Annotated in this window: 17 protein-coding genes and 1 rRNA gene; 3 read left to right on the top strand and 15 right to left on the bottom strand. The window is 70.6% G+C overall.

Going from position 1 to position 17,452, the window contains the following annotated elements; genetic code table 11:
* Positions 1 to 149: 149 nt before the first annotated feature.
* The 5 genes from ACIGDI_RS43240 to ACIGDI_RS43220 all read right to left on the bottom strand — a co-directional run bounded on the left by ACIGDI_RS43240 (position 150) and on the right by ACIGDI_RS43220 (position 5,876).
* Positions 150 to 1,856: a uroporphyrinogen-III synthase gene (locus tag ACIGDI_RS43240; RefSeq protein ID WP_399908505.1), complete on the bottom strand. Its 1,707-nt coding sequence runs from the start codon at positions 1,854 to 1,856 to the stop codon at positions 150 to 152.
* Positions 1,853 to 2,812 carry a hydroxymethylbilane synthase gene (hemC, locus tag ACIGDI_RS43235; RefSeq protein WP_399908502.1) on the bottom strand — a complete coding sequence of 320 codons (960 nt, stop codon included), beginning with the start codon at positions 2,810 to 2,812 and terminating at the stop codon, positions 1,853 to 1,855. The genes ACIGDI_RS43240 and hemC overlap by 4 nt, the downstream gene beginning before the upstream one ends.
* Positions 2,809 to 4,578 (bottom strand): glutamyl-tRNA reductase, encoded by a 1,770-nt coding sequence (locus ACIGDI_RS43230; protein WP_399908499.1) that lies wholly within the window; start codon positions 4,576 to 4,578, stop codon positions 2,809 to 2,811. The genes hemC and ACIGDI_RS43230 overlap by 4 nt, the downstream gene beginning before the upstream one ends.
* The gene (locus ACIGDI_RS43225) at positions 4,575 to 5,339 is read right to left on the bottom strand and encodes a redox-sensing transcriptional repressor Rex (RefSeq protein WP_200705419.1); all 765 of its coding nucleotides are present in this window, start codon (positions 5,337 to 5,339) and stop codon (positions 4,575 to 4,577) included. The genes ACIGDI_RS43230 and ACIGDI_RS43225 overlap by 4 nt, the downstream gene beginning before the upstream one ends.
* 255 nt (positions 5,340 to 5,594) lie before the next feature.
* Positions 5,595 to 5,876, bottom strand: a complete 282-nt coding sequence (locus ACIGDI_RS43220; protein ID WP_272175445.1) for a glutaredoxin family protein — start codon at positions 5,874 to 5,876, stop codon at positions 5,595 to 5,597.
* A 106-nt stretch (positions 5,877 to 5,982) separates the two neighbouring features.
* Between ACIGDI_RS43220 and ACIGDI_RS43215 the strand changes: the two genes are divergently transcribed.
* The 3 genes from ACIGDI_RS43215 to ACIGDI_RS43205 all read left to right on the top strand — a co-directional run bounded on the left by ACIGDI_RS43215 (position 5,983) and on the right by ACIGDI_RS43205 (position 9,531).
* On the top strand, positions 5,983 to 6,909 hold the full coding sequence (locus ACIGDI_RS43215; protein ID WP_399908497.1) for an HAD family hydrolase: 927 nt from the start codon (positions 5,983 to 5,985) through the stop codon (positions 6,907 to 6,909).
* 383 nt (positions 6,910 to 7,292) lie between these two features.
* Positions 7,293 to 8,072 (top strand): ECF subfamily RNA polymerase sigma factor, BldN family, encoded by a 780-nt coding sequence (locus ACIGDI_RS43210; RefSeq protein ID WP_399908494.1) that lies wholly within the window; start codon positions 7,293 to 7,295, stop codon positions 8,070 to 8,072.
* A 235-nt stretch (positions 8,073 to 8,307) separates the two neighbouring features.
* A complete protein-coding gene (locus ACIGDI_RS43205; RefSeq protein ID WP_399908491.1) occupies positions 8,308 to 9,531 on the top strand; it encodes a DUF5667 domain-containing protein in 1,224 nt (407 codons plus the stop codon).
* Between the two features lie 76 nt (positions 9,532 to 9,607).
* Here the strand turns inward: ACIGDI_RS43205 and ACIGDI_RS43200 are convergent, their stop codons facing one another.
* From ACIGDI_RS43200 to rrf, 10 genes are all read right to left on the bottom strand, one after another.
* Positions 9,608 to 10,660 (bottom strand): lysophospholipid acyltransferase family protein, encoded by a 1,053-nt coding sequence (locus ACIGDI_RS43200; RefSeq protein ID WP_399908488.1) that lies wholly within the window; start codon positions 10,658 to 10,660, stop codon positions 9,608 to 9,610.
* A 14-nt stretch (positions 10,661 to 10,674) separates the two neighbouring features.
* On the bottom strand, positions 10,675 to 11,736 hold the full coding sequence (locus tag ACIGDI_RS43195; protein WP_200705770.1) for an NAD-dependent epimerase/dehydratase family protein: 1,062 nt from the start codon (positions 11,734 to 11,736) through the stop codon (positions 10,675 to 10,677).
* A 236-nt stretch (positions 11,737 to 11,972) separates the two neighbouring features.
* Positions 11,973 to 12,071 (bottom strand): 30S ribosomal protein bS22, encoded by a 99-nt coding sequence (locus ACIGDI_RS43190; RefSeq protein ID WP_003948845.1) that lies wholly within the window; start codon positions 12,069 to 12,071, stop codon positions 11,973 to 11,975.
* Positions 12,072 to 12,239: 168 nt separating this feature from the next.
* Complete coding sequence (locus tag ACIGDI_RS43185; protein ID WP_016437488.1) at positions 12,240 to 12,449, bottom strand: helix-turn-helix domain-containing protein; 210 nt, start codon at positions 12,447 to 12,449, stop codon at positions 12,240 to 12,242.
* A 129-nt stretch (positions 12,450 to 12,578) separates the two neighbouring features.
* Positions 12,579 to 13,394: a phosphatase gene (locus ACIGDI_RS43180; protein WP_399908484.1), complete on the bottom strand. Its 816-nt coding sequence runs from the start codon at positions 13,392 to 13,394 to the stop codon at positions 12,579 to 12,581.
* Between the two features lie 84 nt (positions 13,395 to 13,478).
* Positions 13,479 to 14,651, bottom strand: a complete 1,173-nt coding sequence (locus ACIGDI_RS43175) for an acetoin utilization protein AcuC (RefSeq protein ID WP_399908481.1) — start codon at positions 14,649 to 14,651, stop codon at positions 13,479 to 13,481.
* The gene (locus ACIGDI_RS43170; RefSeq protein ID WP_399908478.1) at positions 14,602 to 15,819 is read right to left on the bottom strand and encodes an MFS transporter; all 1,218 of its coding nucleotides are present in this window, start codon (positions 15,817 to 15,819) and stop codon (positions 14,602 to 14,604) included. The genes ACIGDI_RS43175 and ACIGDI_RS43170 overlap by 50 nt, the downstream gene beginning before the upstream one ends.
* A gap of 82 nt (positions 15,820 to 15,901) precedes the next feature.
* A complete protein-coding gene (locus ACIGDI_RS43165; RefSeq protein WP_399908475.1) occupies positions 15,902 to 16,585 on the bottom strand; it encodes a VC0807 family protein in 684 nt (227 codons plus the stop codon).
* 69 nt (positions 16,586 to 16,654) lie between these two features.
* A complete protein-coding gene (locus ACIGDI_RS43160; protein ID WP_399908472.1) occupies positions 16,655 to 17,299 on the bottom strand; it encodes an HAD family hydrolase in 645 nt (214 codons plus the stop codon).
* A 60-nt stretch (positions 17,300 to 17,359) separates the two neighbouring features.
* A 5S ribosomal RNA gene (rrf, locus tag ACIGDI_RS43155) occupies positions 17,360 to 17,452 on the bottom strand; the annotation flags it as partial.

Genomic DNA, 17,452 nt, shown 5'->3' with positions numbered 1-17,452 from the left:
GGGGGCCCCTTTGCCGACGGAACGTCGGCGCTCTTGCAGCCCCTTCGCGCGCAGCCTGCGGGCAGTGGTGCCGCCTGGGGCGGCACCCGACCCACGGAGAGGCGGCACCCCGTCGCGCCGGGTCGCGCACCCACCCGCACCCACCGACCTCACGTGGTCGTCCGCCGCCTCCGCGCCCCCGGCCTCCGCTCACTCGGCCGCGTCACCGCGTCCCCGCTCTCCAGCGCCGCCGCCCGCCGCCGCAGCCCGAAGTCGGCCAGCGCCTCCGCCAGCTTGTGCACGGACGGCTCGGGGGCCATCACGTCCACCCGCAGCCCGTGCTCCTCGGCGGTCTTCGCCGTGGCGGGCCCGATGCACGCGATGACGGTCACGTTGTGCGGCTTCCCGGCGATCCCCACCAGGTTCCGCACGGTGGAGGACGAGGTGAACAGAACGGCGTCGAAGCCACCGCCCTTGATCGCCTCCCGGGTCTCCGCCGGCGGCGGCGAGGCCCGCACGGTCCGGTAGGCCGTGACGTCGTCGACCTCCCAGCCCAGCTCGATGAGCCCGGCGACGAGGGTCTCCGTGGCGATGTCCGCCCGCGGCAGGAACACCCGGTCGATCGGGTCGAAGACCGGGTCGTACGGCGGCCAGTCCTCCAGCAGCCCCGCGGCGGACTGCTCCCCCGACGGCACCAGGTCCGGCTTCACACCGAAGGCGACCAGGGCCCTGGCGGTCTGCTCGCCCACCGCGGCGACCTTGATCCCCGCGAAGGCGCGCGCGTCGAGCCCGTACTCCTCGAACTTCTCCCGCACGGCCTTGACCGCGTTGACCGACGTGAAGGCGATCCACTCGTACCGCCCGGTGACGAGCCCCTTCACCGCACGCTCCATCTGCTGGGGCGTGCGCGGCGGTTCGACGGCGATCGTCGGGACCTCGTGCGGCACGGCCCCGTAGGAGCGCAGCTGCTCGGAGAGCGACGCCGCCTGCTCCTTGGTCCGCGGCACGAGGACCTTCCAGCCGAACAGCGGCTTGTTCTCGAACCACGACAGCTGGTCGCGCTGGGCGGCGGCGGAACGCTCGCCGACCACGACTATCACCGGCCGGCCGCCGTCCGGCGAGGGCAGCACCTTCGCCTGCTTCAGCGTCTGCGCGATGGTGCCCAGGGTCGCCGTCCAGGTCCGCTGCCGCGTGGTGGTACCGGCCACGGTCACGGTCATCGGGGTGTCGGGCTTGCGTCCGGCGGACACCAGTTCGCCGGCGGCCGCGCCCACGGAGTCCAGCGTCGTCGAGACGACCACCGTCCCGTCGGAGGCACCGACCTCGCTCCAGCACCGGTCGGAGGCGGTACGGGCGTCCACGAACCGCACGTCCGCGCCCTCGGCGTCACGCAGCGGCACACCGGCGTACGCGGGCACGCCCACGGCCGTGGCGACACCCGGCACGACCTCGAAGGGCACGCCGGCGCGGGCGCAGGCGAGCATCTCCTCGGCGGCGTAAGCGTCCAGGCCAGGGTCCCCGGACACCGCACGGACGACCCGCCTGCCGCCCCGCGCGGCCTCCATGACAAGATGTGCGGCATCCCGTACCGCGGGGACCCCAGCGGTTGTTGACGCACCGTCAACAACCGCCAGCTGAGGTGTGCCCGTGCCCGGAACAGGGTCCGACGAAGGGCCCCCGTCCGTGTGCACCTCGGCGACGCCGTGTCTGGCGTGCTTGCGCACCACGTCGAGCACGTCGCCCTCGGCGACGAGGACATCCGCGGTCGCGAGCGCCTCGACGGCGCGCAGAGTCAGCAGTCCCGGATCCCCGGGTCCGGCGCCCAGGAAGGTGACGTGCCCGTGATCGAGGCCGGTGGGAAGGGTGGTGGGGCTCACTGTGCTCGCTCCCCCATCAGACCGGCCGCGCCCTGGGCAAGCATCTCGGCAGCGAGTTCGCGACCGAGCGCCATTGCCTGGTCGTACGTCTCGGGCACGGGACCGGTGGTGGACAGCTGCACCGTGCGCGAGCCGTCGGTCGTGCCGACTATCCCGCGCAGGCGCATTTCCTTGACAATCTGCCCGTCGGCCAGAAGGTCGGCCAGCGCGCCCACCGGGGCGCTGCAGCCGGCCTCCAGGGCGGCGAGCAGTGACCGCTCCGCGGTCACGGCGGCCCGGGTGAACGGGTCGTCGAGCGCGCCGAGCGCGGCGATCAGGTCCGCGTTGTCCGCGGCGCACTCGATCGCCAGTGCCCCCTGGCCGGGGGCGGGCAGAACCGTGTCGACCGACAGGAAGTCGGTCACCTCGTCGATCCGGCCGATGCGGTTGAGTCCGGCGGCCGCCAGCACGACGGCGTCCAGTTCACCGTCCCGCACGTATCCGATGCGGGTGTCGACGTTCCCCCGGATCGGCACCGTCTGTATGTCGAGCCCGTGGCTGCGCGCGTACGAGTTCAACTGGGCCATCCGCCGCGGCGAGCCGGTCCCGATCCGCGCCCCGCGGGGCAGGTCGGTGAACTTCAGCGCGTCCCGGGCGACGATGACGTCCCTGGGGTCCTCGCGCTCCGGTACGGCGGCCAGCGTCAGCCCCTCGGGCTGCGCGGTGGGCAGGTCCTTGAGCGAATGAACCGCGAAGTCGACCTCGCCCCGGAGCAGCGCGTCCCGCAGCGCGGTGACGAACACGCCCGTGCCGCCGATCTGCGCGAGGTGCTCGCGCGAGGTGTCGCCGTAGGTGGTGATCTCGACGAGCTCCACGGGCCGTCCGGTCACCTGGCTCACGGCGTCCGCGACTTGCCCGGACTGGGCCATGGCGAGTCTGCTCCGCCTGGTCCCGAGCCTCAGTGCCTTGCTACTCATGCTGGCCCTCGGTTCTTGCTGTTCTCAGAGTCGTTGTCGGCCCGGGAGACGGCGGCCACCGTCTCCTGGTCGAGGTCGAAAAGGGTGCGCAGGGCATCCGCGTACCCCGCGCCGCCCGGTTCGGCGGCGAGTTGCTTGACCCGCACGGTCGGCGCGTGGAGCAGCTTGTCCACGACGCGTTTGACGGTCTGCGTGATCTCGGCGCGGTGCTTGTCGTCGAGGCCTGGCAACCGCCCCTCCAGCCGCGCGATCTCACCGGCCACCACGTCCGCGGCCATGGTGCGCAGGGCCACGACGGTGGGCGTGATGTGCGCGGCCCTGAGCGCCGCCCCGAAGGCGGCGACCTCGTCGGCCACGATCCGCCGCACCTGGTCGACGTCGGCGGCCATCGGCGCGTCCGCTGAGGCCTCGGCGAGGGACTCGATGTCGACCAGCCGCACCCCGGTCAGGCGGTGCACGGCCGCGTCGACGTCCCGCGGCATGGCGAGGTCGAGCACGAAGAGCACGGGCGCGGGCCGTGGGGCCTCGACGACGGGCTCGGGCTTACGGCGTTCGGGGATGCGGCCGACGGTGGCGGCGAGGGCGGCGAGCGCGGCGATGGCGTCGGCCTCCTCGGCGGGGTCGAGCGCGGTGGCCTGCCCGGTCGCCTGCGGTCCCGGCGCGTTGTCCACCCAGGCCGCGTGCTGCTCCAGCTCGGCGGCGGGCATCCCGGCGACGGCAGCCTCACCGAGCAGGGAGAAGCCGGGGGTGGCCGGTACGGCGGGGAGGTCGAGCGGACAGTTCTCGTCGGCGGCCGCGCCCGGCAGCCCGCGGGCGTTCGTGCCGCTTGGGGCGGCTCCCGACCCACGGAGCGGCGTAGCCTCGCCGGCGCCGAGCCGTGCGTCCCGTCCCAGGTCGGCGGCGATGTCCGGCGCGCCGTCGTCGACCCGGCCCCGCACCGCCGTAGCGACGGTCCCTGCGGTCAGGACCAGGCCCGTGGCCCCCGTACAGGAGACGACGACATCCGCACGTGTCAGCTCGCCCGGCACCGAGTCCATCGGTACCGCCCGGGCCAGCACGTCCGTGTCGTCGCCGTCGGCGAGTATCTGCGCGAGCCGCTCCGCCCGCTCCCCGGTCCGGTTGGCGACCACGACCTCCGCCACGCCGGCCCGCGCCAGCGTCGCCGCCGCGAGCGAGGACATCGAACCGGCCCCGATGACCAGCGCCTTCTTGCCCCGCGCCCACTCCTGGACGTCGGCGCCGAGGGCCAGCTGCTCCAGCCCGAAGGTGACCAGCGACTGCCCGGCCCGGTCGATCCCGGTCTCGGAGTGGGCCCGCTTGCCGACCCGCAGCGCCTGCTGGAAGAGGTCGTTCAGCAGCCGGCCGGCGGTGTGCAGGTCCTGCGCCTTGGCCAGCGAGTCCTTTATCTGCCCGAGGATCTGCCCCTCGCCGACGACCATGGAGTCGAGCCCGCAGGCCACGGAGAACAGGTGGTGAACCGCCCGGTCCTCGTAGTGGACGTACAGATAGGGCGTGAGCTCCTCCAGCCCCACCCCGCTGTGCTGGGCGAGCAGCGTGGACAGCTCGGCGACACCGGCGTGGAACTTGTCGACGTCGGCGTACAGCTCGATGCGGTTGCAGGTGGCGAGCACCGCGGCCTCGGTGGCCGGTTCGGCGGCGACCGTGTCCTGCAACAGCTTGACCTGGGCGTCCGCGTGCAGCGCCGCCCGCTCCAGGACGCTGACCGGCGCACTGCGGTGGCTCAGCCCGACGACGAGGAGACTCATGCCGGCATCACGGCGGGGACGTCCCCGTCGGGCCCCTGGTCGGCGGACTCCTTGCGGGCGGCGGCGGCCGGGTGCGCGCCGTCGCCGGACGCGCTCTCCTCACCGGCCTTGCGCTGCTCGTGGAAGGCGAGGATCTGCAGCTCGATCGACAGATCCACCTTGCGTACGTCGACGCCGTCCGGGACGGACAGCACGGTCGGCGCGAAGTTCAGGATGGAGGTGACGCCCGCCGCGACGAGCCGCTCGCAGACCTGCTGGGCGGCGCCGGCGGGGGTCGCGATCACGCCGATGCTCACGCCGTTGTCCTCGATGATCTTCTCGAGGTCGTCGGTGTGCTGCACGGGGATGCCCGCGACGGGCTTGCCGGCCATGGCCGGGTCGGCGTCGATGAGGGCGGCCACCCGGAAGCCACGGGAGGCGAACCCGCCGTAGTTGGCGAGGGCGGCGCCGAGGTTGCCGATACCGACGATGACGACCGGCCAGTCCTGGGTGAGCCCCAGCTCGCGCGAGATCTGGTAGACGAGGTACTCGACGTCGTAGCCGACGCCCCTGGTCCCGTACGACCCCAGGTAGGAGAAGTCCTTGCGCAGCTTGGCGGAGTTGACCCCCGCGGCGGCCGCGAGCTCCTCGGAGGAGACCGTGGGTACCGAGCGCTCCGACAGTGCGGTCAGGGCTCGGAGGTACAGCGGAAGCCGGGCGACGGTGGCCTCGGGAATCCCTCGGCTACGGGTCGCCGGTCGGTGAGTTCGGCCAGTTGCCACGGTGCTCCTGCGGGTAGAGCGGGGCTGCAGGCGGTCACACGTTCCTGGACCGCCCCGTCGAAAGCAGGCTATGTCTTTGTGAACGCGTGCACAAAGATGGTGTCCGATTTGCCCGGCCAACGTGACCGGGGTCACGCGCCCCCGGCGCCCCGGCGCGGAACCGGCGCACGGACACAGCCGTTCCTCTGTTCTTGGGGGCAAGACCGCACACGCTCCTTTTCGGATCCCCGCCCCCGAGACCGGACGCCTTCGATCCTAAGCGAGCGCCTTGCGCAGTCGCTCCTCGTCGACGCGCCAGAAGGTGTGCTGGGCACCGTCGATCAGGACGACCGGAATCTGCTCCCAGTACTGGTCATGGAGTTGTGGATCGAGCGCGATGTCCTTCTCCTCCCACGGCACACCGAGCTCGCCACACACCTTCTCCACCACAACTTGTGCGTCATCACACAGATGACAGCCCTGCTTCCGGACCAGAGTGACCAGTCGCTCCTGCGGGTCCGGCGCCTTCCGCCGAAAAATGGGACTCATACGAGCCATTGTGGCCGCGCCGCACCGCTTGTTTAACGGCCTGGCCGCGGAGAGTTCACAACCTCCAAACCTCTCGACTCCGAAGTCACCGAACAAACTGGCTATGCTCACGGTCATGGCCGCTCTCGGATGGCTCACTCCCCGTAGGCGCTCCGCCACGGCGCGGAGCGTGTTGGCAGGCGAGGCCTCGGCTGAGGCCGCCCGCAAGTCCTCGCAGGAATCGGAGACCCCCGACCTCGCCGTCGAGGAACCGGAGTTCCCGGTGCTGGGCGACGACAAGGCAGCCGCCTTCTTCGACCTGGACAACACCGTCATGCAGGGTGCCGCCCTCTTCCACTTCGGCCGCGGGCTGTACAAGCGCAAGTTCTTCGAGACCCGCGACCTCGCCAAGTTCGCCTGGCAGCAGGCCTGGTTCAGGCTGGCCGGCGTCGAGGACCCGGAACACATGCAGGAGGCCCGCGACTCGGCGCTGTCCATCGTCAAGGGCCACCGCGTCGCCGAACTGCAGTCCATCGGCGAGGAGATCTACGACGAGTACATGGCCGAGCGCATCTGGCCCGGCACCCGCGCCCTCGCGCAGGCGCACCTGGACGCGGGCCAGAAGGTCTGGCTGGTGACGGCCGCCCCGGTGGAGATCGCGCAGGTGATCGCCCGCCGGCTGGGCCTGACCGGCGCACTCGGCACGGTCGCCGAATCGGTCGACGGCGTCTACACGGGCAAGCTCGTCGGCGAACCCCTGCACGGCCCGGCGAAGGCCGAGGCGGTCCGCGCGCTGGCGGCGGCCGAGGGCCTGGACCTCTCCCGCTGCGCGGCCTACAGCGACAGCCACAACGACATCCCGATGCTGTCCCTGGTCGGCCACCCCTACGCCATCAACCCCGACACCAAGCTCCGCAAGCACGCCCGCAGTCTGGACTGGCGGCTGCGGGACTACCGCACGGGCCGCAAGGCCGCCAAGGTGGGCATCCCGGCGGCGGCGGGCGTGGGCGCGGTGGCCGGCGGCACCGCGGCGGCCATCGCCATCAGCCGACGGCGCCGCTGAGTTCACCCGCACCACCGCCGAAAGAGGGGCGTCGCATCCGCGACGCCCCTCTTTCGTTTTCCGGAGCGTCCGCACAAACAAGCCAATCCGCAGGTCATACCCCCGCAGGCCGCTGTCCAGTCGCATTGGCTGCACACGGCCAGAACACGCCCCGTTCCCACCCGTAAGCCGAACCTTTTCGATCAACAAACGGTCACTCTCTGGTACTTGATCGTGCGCCAATCGGTTACAGAAGCGACGTAATCGATGATTTGAGCAACTCGGTGTAGCAGCGCCTGTACGAAGCGTTATTCTCCTCAGACGCAATCCGGTACCCCTCCGTCGCTACGACGGGTGAACGGTCCCGTACTGCACGTGATGGAAGCTCTGCCTCTGGGAGTCCCGTGTACCCACACGTCGGGGTTGACGCCTCGGGCCTGGCTACGCTGCGCGCAACGGTCCTCAACCTGTTGCGCGACTTCGTCCCCACCGCGTACGCCGTGCCCGCCCTCGCGGGCGCCGCTGCCGCGCCGGTCGGTCCGTGCTACGCACTGGCCGACGGCAGCGCGGCGGTCGGCAGACGAGGCCGGGCGGCCGCCGCCGGCACCACCGCCCGCCGCCCCGCCGCGGACAGCGACAGCGCCCGGATGATGGACCTGGTCGAGCGCGCCCAGGCCGGCGAGGCCGACGCCTTCGGGCGCCTCTACGACCAGTACAGCGACACCGTCTACCGGTACATCTATTACCGCGTGGGCGGGAAGGCCACCGCCGAGGACCTCACCAGCGAGACGTTCCTGCGCGCCCTGCGCCGCATCGGCACGTTCACCTGGCAGGGCCGCGACTTCGGCGCCTGGCTGGTCACGATCGCCCGCAACCTGGTCGCCGACCACTTCAAGTCGAGCCGCTTCCGGCTGGAGGTGACCACCGGCGAGATGCTCGACGCCAACGAGGTCGAGCGCTCCCCGGAGGACTCCGTCCTGGAGTCCCTCTCGAACGCCGCCCTGCTGGAGGCCGTCCGCCGGCTCAACCCGCAGCAGCAGGAGTGCGTGACCCTGCGCTTCCTGCAGGGCCTCTCGGTCGCCGAGACGGCTCGTGTGATGGGCAAGAACGAGGGCGCGATCAAGACCCTGCAGTACCGGGCCGTGCGGACCCTCGCCCGGCTCCTGCCGGACGACGCCCGCTGAGCCCCGACACGCTCCGCGACACCCAACTCACTTTCAGTGAAAGTCCGTTGACTTCCCGATCCGATCATCCGTCGTCCGTAACCCAAGTGCCGCGCCGCTCGTTGTGCGGGATGCAGGCTCCCTGTGGTCACTCCCTGGCCGACTCCGATCACTCGATCGTGTGGTTGTCGTCGGGGCGTGCAACCCTCAGGACCCCCTGGGGAGTCGACCGTCATGACGAGAGGAGGTGCCGCCAGTGATCGCGAACGTATCGGCGCACCGGCGGGCGAACGCCTTCGCCCAGGCCCTGGACGAGCAGCCCGACCGGGACACGGCGGCTCAGCAGTCCGATCCACCCCCACCGGCGGCGGCACGGACGGAGCAGGCCGAGCTGCTGGCCCTGGTGGTCGACCTCGGCGAGCTGCCCAAGCCGCAGATGGACCCCGAAGTCAAGGTCGTCCAGCGGGCCCAGTTGGTGGCCGCCTTCGAGGCCATGCTCCAAGAGGGCGCCGGTGGCGAGGCGGCGGATCCTTCGGTGCCGGAGCAGCGCTCCCATCGCTCCCGGGGCACGCACCGGGCGAGCGGGCTGGGCAAACTACGCCCCCGTTCCAGGCTGACCAAGGGGCTCGCCGCGGGCGGGCTCAGCGTCGGCGTCGCCGCGGGAGCCTTCGGCGGAGTCGCCGCGGCCAGCTCGGACGCGCTGCCCGGCGACTCGCTCTACGGCCTGAAGCGCGGCATCGAGGACTTCAAGCTCAACTACCTCACCGAGGGCGCGGACCAGCAGGGCCAGGCCTATCTGGACCTCGCCTCGACCCGGCTGAACGAGGCACGCAGGCTGATGGACCGCGGCCGCGGCGGCCACCTCGACCACGAGTCCGTCGGCGAGATCCGTCGCGCCCTGTCCGGCATGCAGCACGACGCCTCCGAAGGCCACCGTCTGCTGCACGAGGCGTACGAGCGCGACCCGCATTCCCTCGGCCCCATCCAGGCCCTCTCCGCCTTCTCCCGGTCGCACCGCGAGGTATGGGGCGCACTGCGCGACAAGCTCCCGGTCCAGCTCGGCGACGTCAGCGACGAGGTGTCCTCGGTCTTCGACGCCATAGACGAAGAGGTCGCCCCGCTGCAGTCCCTGCTGCCACAATCGCCCGCCCAGGGCGGCGGCGGCGACGGCAGGCGGAGTGGTTCGAGCACGGCGTCCACGGGCACCTCGGGCCCCGGCCACGGCTCGACCTCGCCGGGCGCCGGGAAGGGCTCCTCCGACGGGAGCCACTCCAGCAGCCCCAGCGGGTCGGCCACCACCGGCAGCGACGGCCTGATCGGCGGCAACACCGGCGGTCTGCTCGACCCGCCCAAGTCCAGCGGCACCGCGTCCCCGTCGGCGACCGGCTCTCCCAGCGCCAACCCGGACGTGACCATCCCGCCCCTGCTCCCGGGCCTCCTGCCGGGCCTGGGCATCGAGGGCGACAACCAGGGCTCCTAGGCGGTACGACGGTGGGGGCGCCCTTCTCGGGAAGGGCGCCCCCACCGTCGTACCGGAGAACGTCGTACCGGAGAGCTCAGAAGAACACCGACCGGCGCTGCACCAGCAGCTTGTAGAGCGTGTGCTGGATCTGCTCCCTGACCTGGTCGGTCAGGTTGAACATCAGCATCGGGTCCTCGGCGGCCTCCGGCGGATAGCCGTCCGTCGGGATCGGCTCGCCGAACTGGATCGTCCACTTGGTCGGCAGCGGGATCGCGCCCAGCGGTCCCAGCCACGGGAAGGTCGGCGTCAGCGGGAAGTACGGGAAGCCCAGCAGACGGGCCAGCGTCTTCGCGTTGCCGATCATCGGGTAGATCTCCTCCGCGCCCACGATCGAGCACGGGATGATCGGGACGCCCTGACGCAGGGCCGTCGAGACGAAACCGCCGCGCCCGAACCGCTGGAGCTTGTAGCGCTCGGAGAAGGGCTTTCCGATGCCCTTGAAGCCCTCCGGCATCACACCGACCAACTCGCCCTGCCCGAGGAGGCGTTCGGCGTCCTCCGCGCAGGCCAGGGTGTGCCCGAGCTTGCGGGCCAGCTCGTTGACGACCGGCAGCATGAAGACCAGGTCGGCGGCGAGCAGACGCAGGTGCCGGTCGGCGGGATGGTTGTCGTGGACGGCGACCTGCAGCATCAGGCCGTCCATCGGCAGCGTGCCCGAATGGTTGGCGACGATCAGCGCGCCGCCGTCCTTCGGGATGTTCTCGACACCCTTCACCTCGACCCGGAAGTACTTCTCGTACACCGGCCGCAGCAGGGACATCAGGACCTGGTCGGTCAACTCCTCGTCGTACCCGAAGTCGTCGACCTCGTAGTCGCCGGTGAGCCGGCGGCGCAGGAAGTCGAGCCCGTGCGCGATGCGCCGCTCCAGGCCGCCCTCGTCCCGCGGCCTCTCGGGCTGCTGTTCCTCACGCGTCACCGGAACATCATCCTGCGCCGGAGCCCTGCCGGGCAGGGGCTGGACCTCTCCGACCTGCGCGGGTTCCGCGGTCTTGCGCCGGCTCCCCGCGCCCCGGCGGCGCGGCGGCCGCTGTACGGCGCTCCCGCGGGACCGGTCGTCGTCGAACGGAATGACCTTGGCATCCGCCATCGTTGATGCGCTCCTCAGTTGGCGCTTTGCGTCGGGGGGTGGCCACCGCCCGGGACGGGCAGTGCGGCGATCCGGTCGACGGCCCCCGCGAGGGCCTCCGGCGGCAGGAGTCCGGGTCCGTGGCTGCGGGCGAAGTCCGCGAAGGTCTCCGCCGTCGTGTACTTCGGCCGGAACCCGAGCGTCTCCCGCATCTGGTCCGTCGCCACGACCCTGCCGTGTGTCAGCAGCCGGATCTGCTCGGGCGAGAAGTCGGTCACTCCCAGGGTACGCACCAGCGAGCCGGCCCAGGTGACGGCGGGCAGCAGCAGGGGCACCGTGGGCTTGCCGAGCCGCCGCGAGCACTGCGACAGCAGCAGGACGCCGTCGCCGGCGATGTTGAAGGTGCCGCTGTTGAGCGTGCCCCGCTCCGGTTCGTGCGAGGCGATCCGGAGCACCTCCATCACGTCGTCCTCGTGCACGAACTGCAGCCGCGGGTCGTAGCCGAACACGGTCGGCAGCACCGGCAGCGCGAAGTACGAGGCGAGCGGGGTGTCGGCGGCCGGGCCGAGGATGTTGGCGAAGCGCAGTACGCAGACGGCCACGTCGGGCCGCCGGCGGGCGAAGCCCCGGACGTACCCCTCGACCTCGACCGTGTCCTTCGCGAACCCGCCGGAGGGCAGGGACTTGGGCGGGGTCGTCTCGGTGAAGACGGCCGGGTCGCGGGGGGCGGATCCGTACACGTTCGTACTGGACTTCACCACCAGCCGTTTGACCGTCGGCGACTTCTGGCAGGCACCGAGCAGCTGCATGGTGCCGATGACGTTGGTCTCCTTGACCGTGGCCCGGCTGCCGCTGCCCAGCGCCATGGCCGTCACATCCAGGTGTACGACCGTGTCGGCGCCCGTCTCGGCGAGAACGCGCGCGATGGTGGGCTGGCGGATGTCGGCCTGGATGAAGTCGGCGCCCCCGAGATGGTGCTCGGGGGGAACCGCGTCCACGGCGACGACCCGGTCCACCCGCGGATCACGCTGGATCCGTCGGACGAACCGACCCCCCAGCCTGCGGGCCACTCCGGTCACGAGCACGACCTTGCCCAAGATCAGCGCCTTCCTTCCAGCACATCCGGTAGTCGTAGCCTGCCGCGTTCCCCGTGTGTGGCCAACTTAGCGGGTCGATGTTGCGCTGTGATGACCGCCCAATGCATGAAGTAACCACATCCACAGCACCTACGACCGGACCAAGCCATGTGAACGTCCGTGAACCGAGAACGCATGTGGCCCCCCACCGGATGCGGTGGGGGGCCACATGAACACGCTGCTGTCGCCGCGTCGCCTTACTTCTTGTTACGACGCTGAACGCGCGTGCGCTTGAGCAGCTTGCGGTGCTTCTTCTTGGCCATCCGCTTGCGCCGCTTCTTGATAACAGAGCCCACGACTACCCTCGCTCACTTCTCATCACTCGGTGTTTGGGCGCCATGGGCCCACACGACCTACGAGGGGCTAGCCTACCCGTCCGAGCGCTGAGGTCGTAATCGAGGTGCCGGCGAGGGGTCCGGGGAGATCCCTGAGTGCCCTGAGGATCTCCCTCGAACCCGTCGTCGTCAGGCGGTTTCCACCCCCACGTAGCTCTCGCGGAGGTATTCGTGAACCGCGTTCTCGGGGACGCGGAAGGACCGCCCCACCCTGATCGCGGGCAGATGACCGCTGTGCACCAACCGGTACACGGTCATCTTCGACACTCGCATCACCGAGGCGACCTCCGCCACGGTAAGGAACTGAACCTCGCTCAGAGGCCTCTGCTCAGCAGCCATGACACACCTGAACCTTCCGCACTCGACGGCCACCGGCTTCCCCTTCCGGTGACTCTTCGTCGCTGCGTGCTCACTCCCCAATGTAGGGGCGGGTGATGCGAGTGGGGAAGAGGTGCACCCATCGGCGGCCTACTGTGACAGACACGCTCGATTGAGTACGTAGCGGGTAAGCGGCCGGTAGTAACCAGACCGCACAGCGTCATCAAGTGGAACGACGACGGACACGACCCCCTCAGCCTCCCCCACAAAGAGCGCGGGGTCATCCGTATCTGCCAGACCAATGGCCTCAAACCCCAGCTGACCTGCCCCGCAGACCCAGCCATGGTCCCCGATGACGAGGTCGGGCAGCGGCCCGCCGGCCTCGGCGGCCGCGGCCAGGGCGAGGCGAACCGGCATCGGTGAATGCGTGTGCGCGCCGGTCGCACAACCGGGGCGGGGCGTCCCGGGTTCCCGGACGAACGCGACTCGCCGTACGTACTCGAGGTTGTACGTACGTAGACCGAACCGGGTCGTTATGTCGACACAGCGACCATGCGCCGGTGTGAGGACGGTACATCCCGCCGCCGACAGCGCGTCCGCCAAGGCGGCGTAGAAGTCGAGCAGCCGGTGCGGGTGTCCGGTGCCGAGGAGCACAGGTGCCCTGCGCTGGGCCGCAGCCGCCAGACGGTCCGCGAACGCATCCAGAGCGGTCAGTGTCAGCTCGGGATCGATCAGATCATGGCCTGAGACATGATGCGGATCGGCCGAAACACCACACTTCCTCGCCATCAACTCAATCAAATCACGCTGTTTCCATGTCCATTCGGGATCGAGCCCGATCAGCACCCGGGGGTCGCGAGCCGCGAAGAGCCGGTAGCTCCGCAGGCTTTCCTCGCGCGAGGTGGCCACCGGTCCGGCGAGGCGGGCAGCCAGCAGATGAGCGCGCAGGGCTCCGGTGCTCAACACGCTTGCGATGGTGACGGACCGGCCCGGCCGCGGCCACCCGAACAGGGAAACACCGCACAGTCGGCGTAACGGCCCTCCTGACGCCTACGCCAGCAGGCCCCGCAGGGGGAACACCGCACGCCGGGTCGCGAGCACCGCCTGGTCGAGCCGGTCCGCCGGGTCGTATCCCGCTTCCCACTCGGCCCAGGACACCGGCCACCGCCCGTCCGTCATCCGCCCCGGCGCCAACTGCCGGGTTCGCGCGAAGACTTCCTGCCGCCAGCTCTCGGGGATCACCGTCTCCGGCGCGATCTCACGTCCCGCCGCGATCCCCACCAGGTGCGTCCAGGACCGCGGCACGACCTCGACCACCGCGTATCCGCCGCCGCCCAGCGCGACCCACTTCCCGTCGGCGTACCGGTGCGCCAGGTCGTGACAGGCGACCTGCACGGCCCGCTGCGCGTCCAGCGACACGGCGAGGTGCGCCAGCGGATCCTCGAAGTGCGTGTCGGCCCCGTGCTGCGTCACCAGCACCTGCGGCCGGAAGTCCGCGATCAGCTCCGGCACCACGGCGTGGAACGCCCGCAGCCACCCCGCGTCCCCCGTACCGGCCGGCAGGGCCACGTTCACCGCCGACCCCTCCGCCGAGTCGGCGCCCGTCTCCTCCGGCCATCCGGTCTGCGGGAACAGCGTCCGCGGATGCTCGTGCAACGAGATCGTCAGGACCCGCGGGTCCTCCCAGAAGGCCGCCTGCACGCCGTCCCCGTGGTGCACGTCCACGTCGACGTACGCGATCCGCTCGGCACCCAGCTCCAGCAGCCGCGCGATCGCGAGCGAGGCGTCGTTGTAGATGCAGAACCCGGAGGCGCCGCCCGGCATCGCGTGGTGCAGCCCGCCGGTGAAGTTCACGGCGTGCAACGCCTCCCCGCGCCACACCGCCTCCGCCGCCCCCACCGACTGCCCGGCGATCGTCGCGGACACCTCGTGCATGCCGGCGAAGGCCGGATCGTCCATGGTCCCGATCCCGTATCCGCCGTCCGCCGCCCCGGGGTCCACCGAGGCCGCCTTCACGGCTTCGATGTAGTCCTCCCGGTGGACGAGCCGCAGCGTCGACTCCCCGGCGGGCTTCGCCGCCACCACCTCGACGTCCTTGTCCAGCCCGAAGGCATCGACGAGATGCTTGGTCAGGGCGAGCCGGATCGGATCCATCGGATGGTCCGGACCGAAGTCATAGCCCGTTACTGCCTCGTCCCACATCAGCTGTGCGCGGCCGCTCATGCTCGCCACCGTATCGGTCCGGCCGAGGTGCGAACGAGCGGGCGTACACGAGGGTCACCAGCACCAACACCATCGGTACGAACATCGCCCAGCGGTAGCTCCACGCGTCGCCCAGCGCCCCCACCAGCGGCGAACCGATCAGGAACCCGACGTAGTTGAAGACGTTGAGCCGCGCCACCGCCGCGTCCGAGGCCCCCGGGAACAGCCGCCCGGCCGCCGCGAACGTCTGCGGCACCAGCACGCACAGTCCGAGCCCCACCAGCGTGAACCCGAGCATCCCGGCCCACGCCCCCGGCGCCACGGCCACCACGGCGAACCCCGCGGCCGCCACCACCGCCCCCAGCCGCACGACCGCGACGGCCCCGAACCGCCGTACCCCCGCGTCCCCCAGCGCCCGCCCCAGCAGCGTGGTCACCATGTACACGTTGTACGGCACGGTCGACAGCTGCTCCGAGCTCCCGAGCACGTCCTTCAGGTACTTCGCGCTCCAGTTGGAGACCGTCGAGTCCCCGATGTACGCGAAGGTCATCACCAGGCACAGCGGCAGCAGCAGCTTGAAGACGACGGACTGCGCCTCGCCGCCCTCCACGGACACCGCATCGGAGCCGGCGCCCGCGTCGACGTACCACCGGCTCCCCACCAGCACGGCGGGCAGCAGCACCACCACGACCGGCAGATACGACACCCACAGCGCGAGATGCCAGTGCGCCCCCACCCAGGCCAGCGAGGCCCCCACGATCCCGCCCAGGCTGAACGCGGCGTGGAAGCTGAGCATGATGCTGCGCCCGTACGACCGCTGCAGGCTCACCCCGAGCATGTTCATCGAGGCATCCAGCCCGCCCACGGCCAGCCCGAAGGCGGCCAGCGCGATCCCCAGCTCGGCCAGCCGGTCTCCCGACCCGACGCCGATCAGCGCCAGCATCACCACCGGCTGCAGCCACCGCAGCAACAGACTGGGCCGTATTCGCTTCACCAACTGCTCGGTCGTCACGCTCCCGACGCCGGCCAGGATGGGCACGGCGGCCAGGAAGGCGGGCAGCAGCGCGTCGGAGACGCCGTACCGATCCTGAATGGCCGGGATTCGGGTCACCAGAAGAGCGAAGGTGGCGCCCTGCACGAAGAAGCTGAACGCCAAAGAGGCCCTGCCGCGCCGCAGCACATCTGTCATGGCGGCGAGCGTAGGGCCCCTGGCTACCTGTGGGTAGATCCAGCCAAAGATGAATTTTCCTCAGCTTTACTCGCTGTTGCCCTCAGGCGGCGATCGCGATCTCGTCCCGGACCGTCTCCGCGGTCGCGTTCGCCTCGGCGGTGAGCATCCGCGCCATGGGCTCGGCGGCGGCCTTGCGGCTGACGACGAGGGCCAGCGTGATCGCCCCGGCCAGGATGACCGAGCCGAGCCAGACCATGGTGTCGACGGGCACGGTGTAGGCCCCCACGATCCGCGCCGCGCACTCCGCGAGCAGCGCCACGCCCCACACCGCGGAGAAGAGCCGCTCCAGCCGTCGGAACGCGGCCGACCCGGCCGCCAGCTGCTCCCAGGCGGCCTCCCTCGCCGCGTCACCCCGCGTCAGGAAGGGCTTGAACGCCTCGGTCATCATCGGCCTGCCCATCGCCACGGACACCAGGACGGCAATCCCGATCACGCTGCTGACCCCGCTGTCCTTGGCGAGCATCAGCCGCGGATCGCCCGAGAGGAAACTCAGCGCCAGCGAGACCACGTTGACCACGAGGATGAGCCCGGCGAGCGAGTTCACCTTCCGCTCCTTCACGAGGCCCCACACGGTCCGCACGGCCGGCACCACGCTGCTCAGTGCGAGAGCGGCGAAGGTGCTGGTCCCGAAGGCCTCCTTGAAGAGGTAGTAGGACCCGACGGGCACCGCCACGTCCATGATCAGCGGCCGGAAGGAGTTCTGCTTGCTCGTCTTCGTCGTCATGCGTTCAGCTTCGCGGACGGCACCCGCGCGGCAGTAGAAACGATCGTCCGGGACTCGGCATGACATTTGTCAGCCGAGCAGCCCTGCCAACTCACACATGTCGTCGAAGAGTTGGGTGGCCTGGGCGAGCTTGGCGGCCGGCGTCATCGCGGTGAACCCGTACACGTCCATCCCGGCCGCGACGGCCGCGCGCACGCCCAGGGGGCTGTCCTCCACGACCACGCACCGCTCGGGTGCGACACCCATCCGCTCGGCGGCGTACAGGAAGAGATCCGGCGCCGGCTTCCCCCGCCCCACGTCCTCGGAACTGAAGATGCGGTCCTCCCCGAACCACCGGTCCAGCCCTGTCGTCCGGTGCCCCACCCGGATCCGCGCATGACTCCCCGACGACGCCACGCAGTACGGCACCCCGTCCGCCGCGAGCTTCTCCAGCACCTCGCCGACACCCGCCACGGGCTTCAACTCCCGCTCGAAGGCGGCGAAGACACGCGCGTGGAACACGTCGTCGAAGTCCTCGGGCAGCACCCGCCCCGTCCGCTCCAGGACCAGCTCATGAACCCGGTGCATGGCCGAGCCCATGTAGTCCCGTATGGAGTCCTCGTACGACGTCGGGTGCCCGAGCTCGGTCAGGTAGGCGGCCAGGAGCCGGTTGGAAATCGGCTCACTGTCGACGAGCACGCCGTCGTTGTCGAAGATGACGAGGTCATAGCGCATGGAGCCACTGTAAACGCAGAAAACCCCGCACCTGAAAGGTGCGGGGTTTTCTCAAAATTTGTTCGGCGGCGTCCTACTCTCCCACAGGGTCCCCCCTGCAGTACCATCGGCGCTGTAAGGCTTAGCTTCCGGGTTCGAAATGTAACCGGGCGT

Origin of the sequence: Streptomyces sp. NPDC085900 (assembly GCF_044540925.1) — a bacterium.
Classification (GTDB): domain Bacteria; phylum Actinomycetota; class Actinomycetes; order Streptomycetales; family Streptomycetaceae; genus Streptomyces; species Streptomyces gilvifuscus.
The sequence above is the reverse complement of the archived record's forward strand: the minus strand, read 5'-3'. Positions and strand labels throughout refer to the sequence as shown.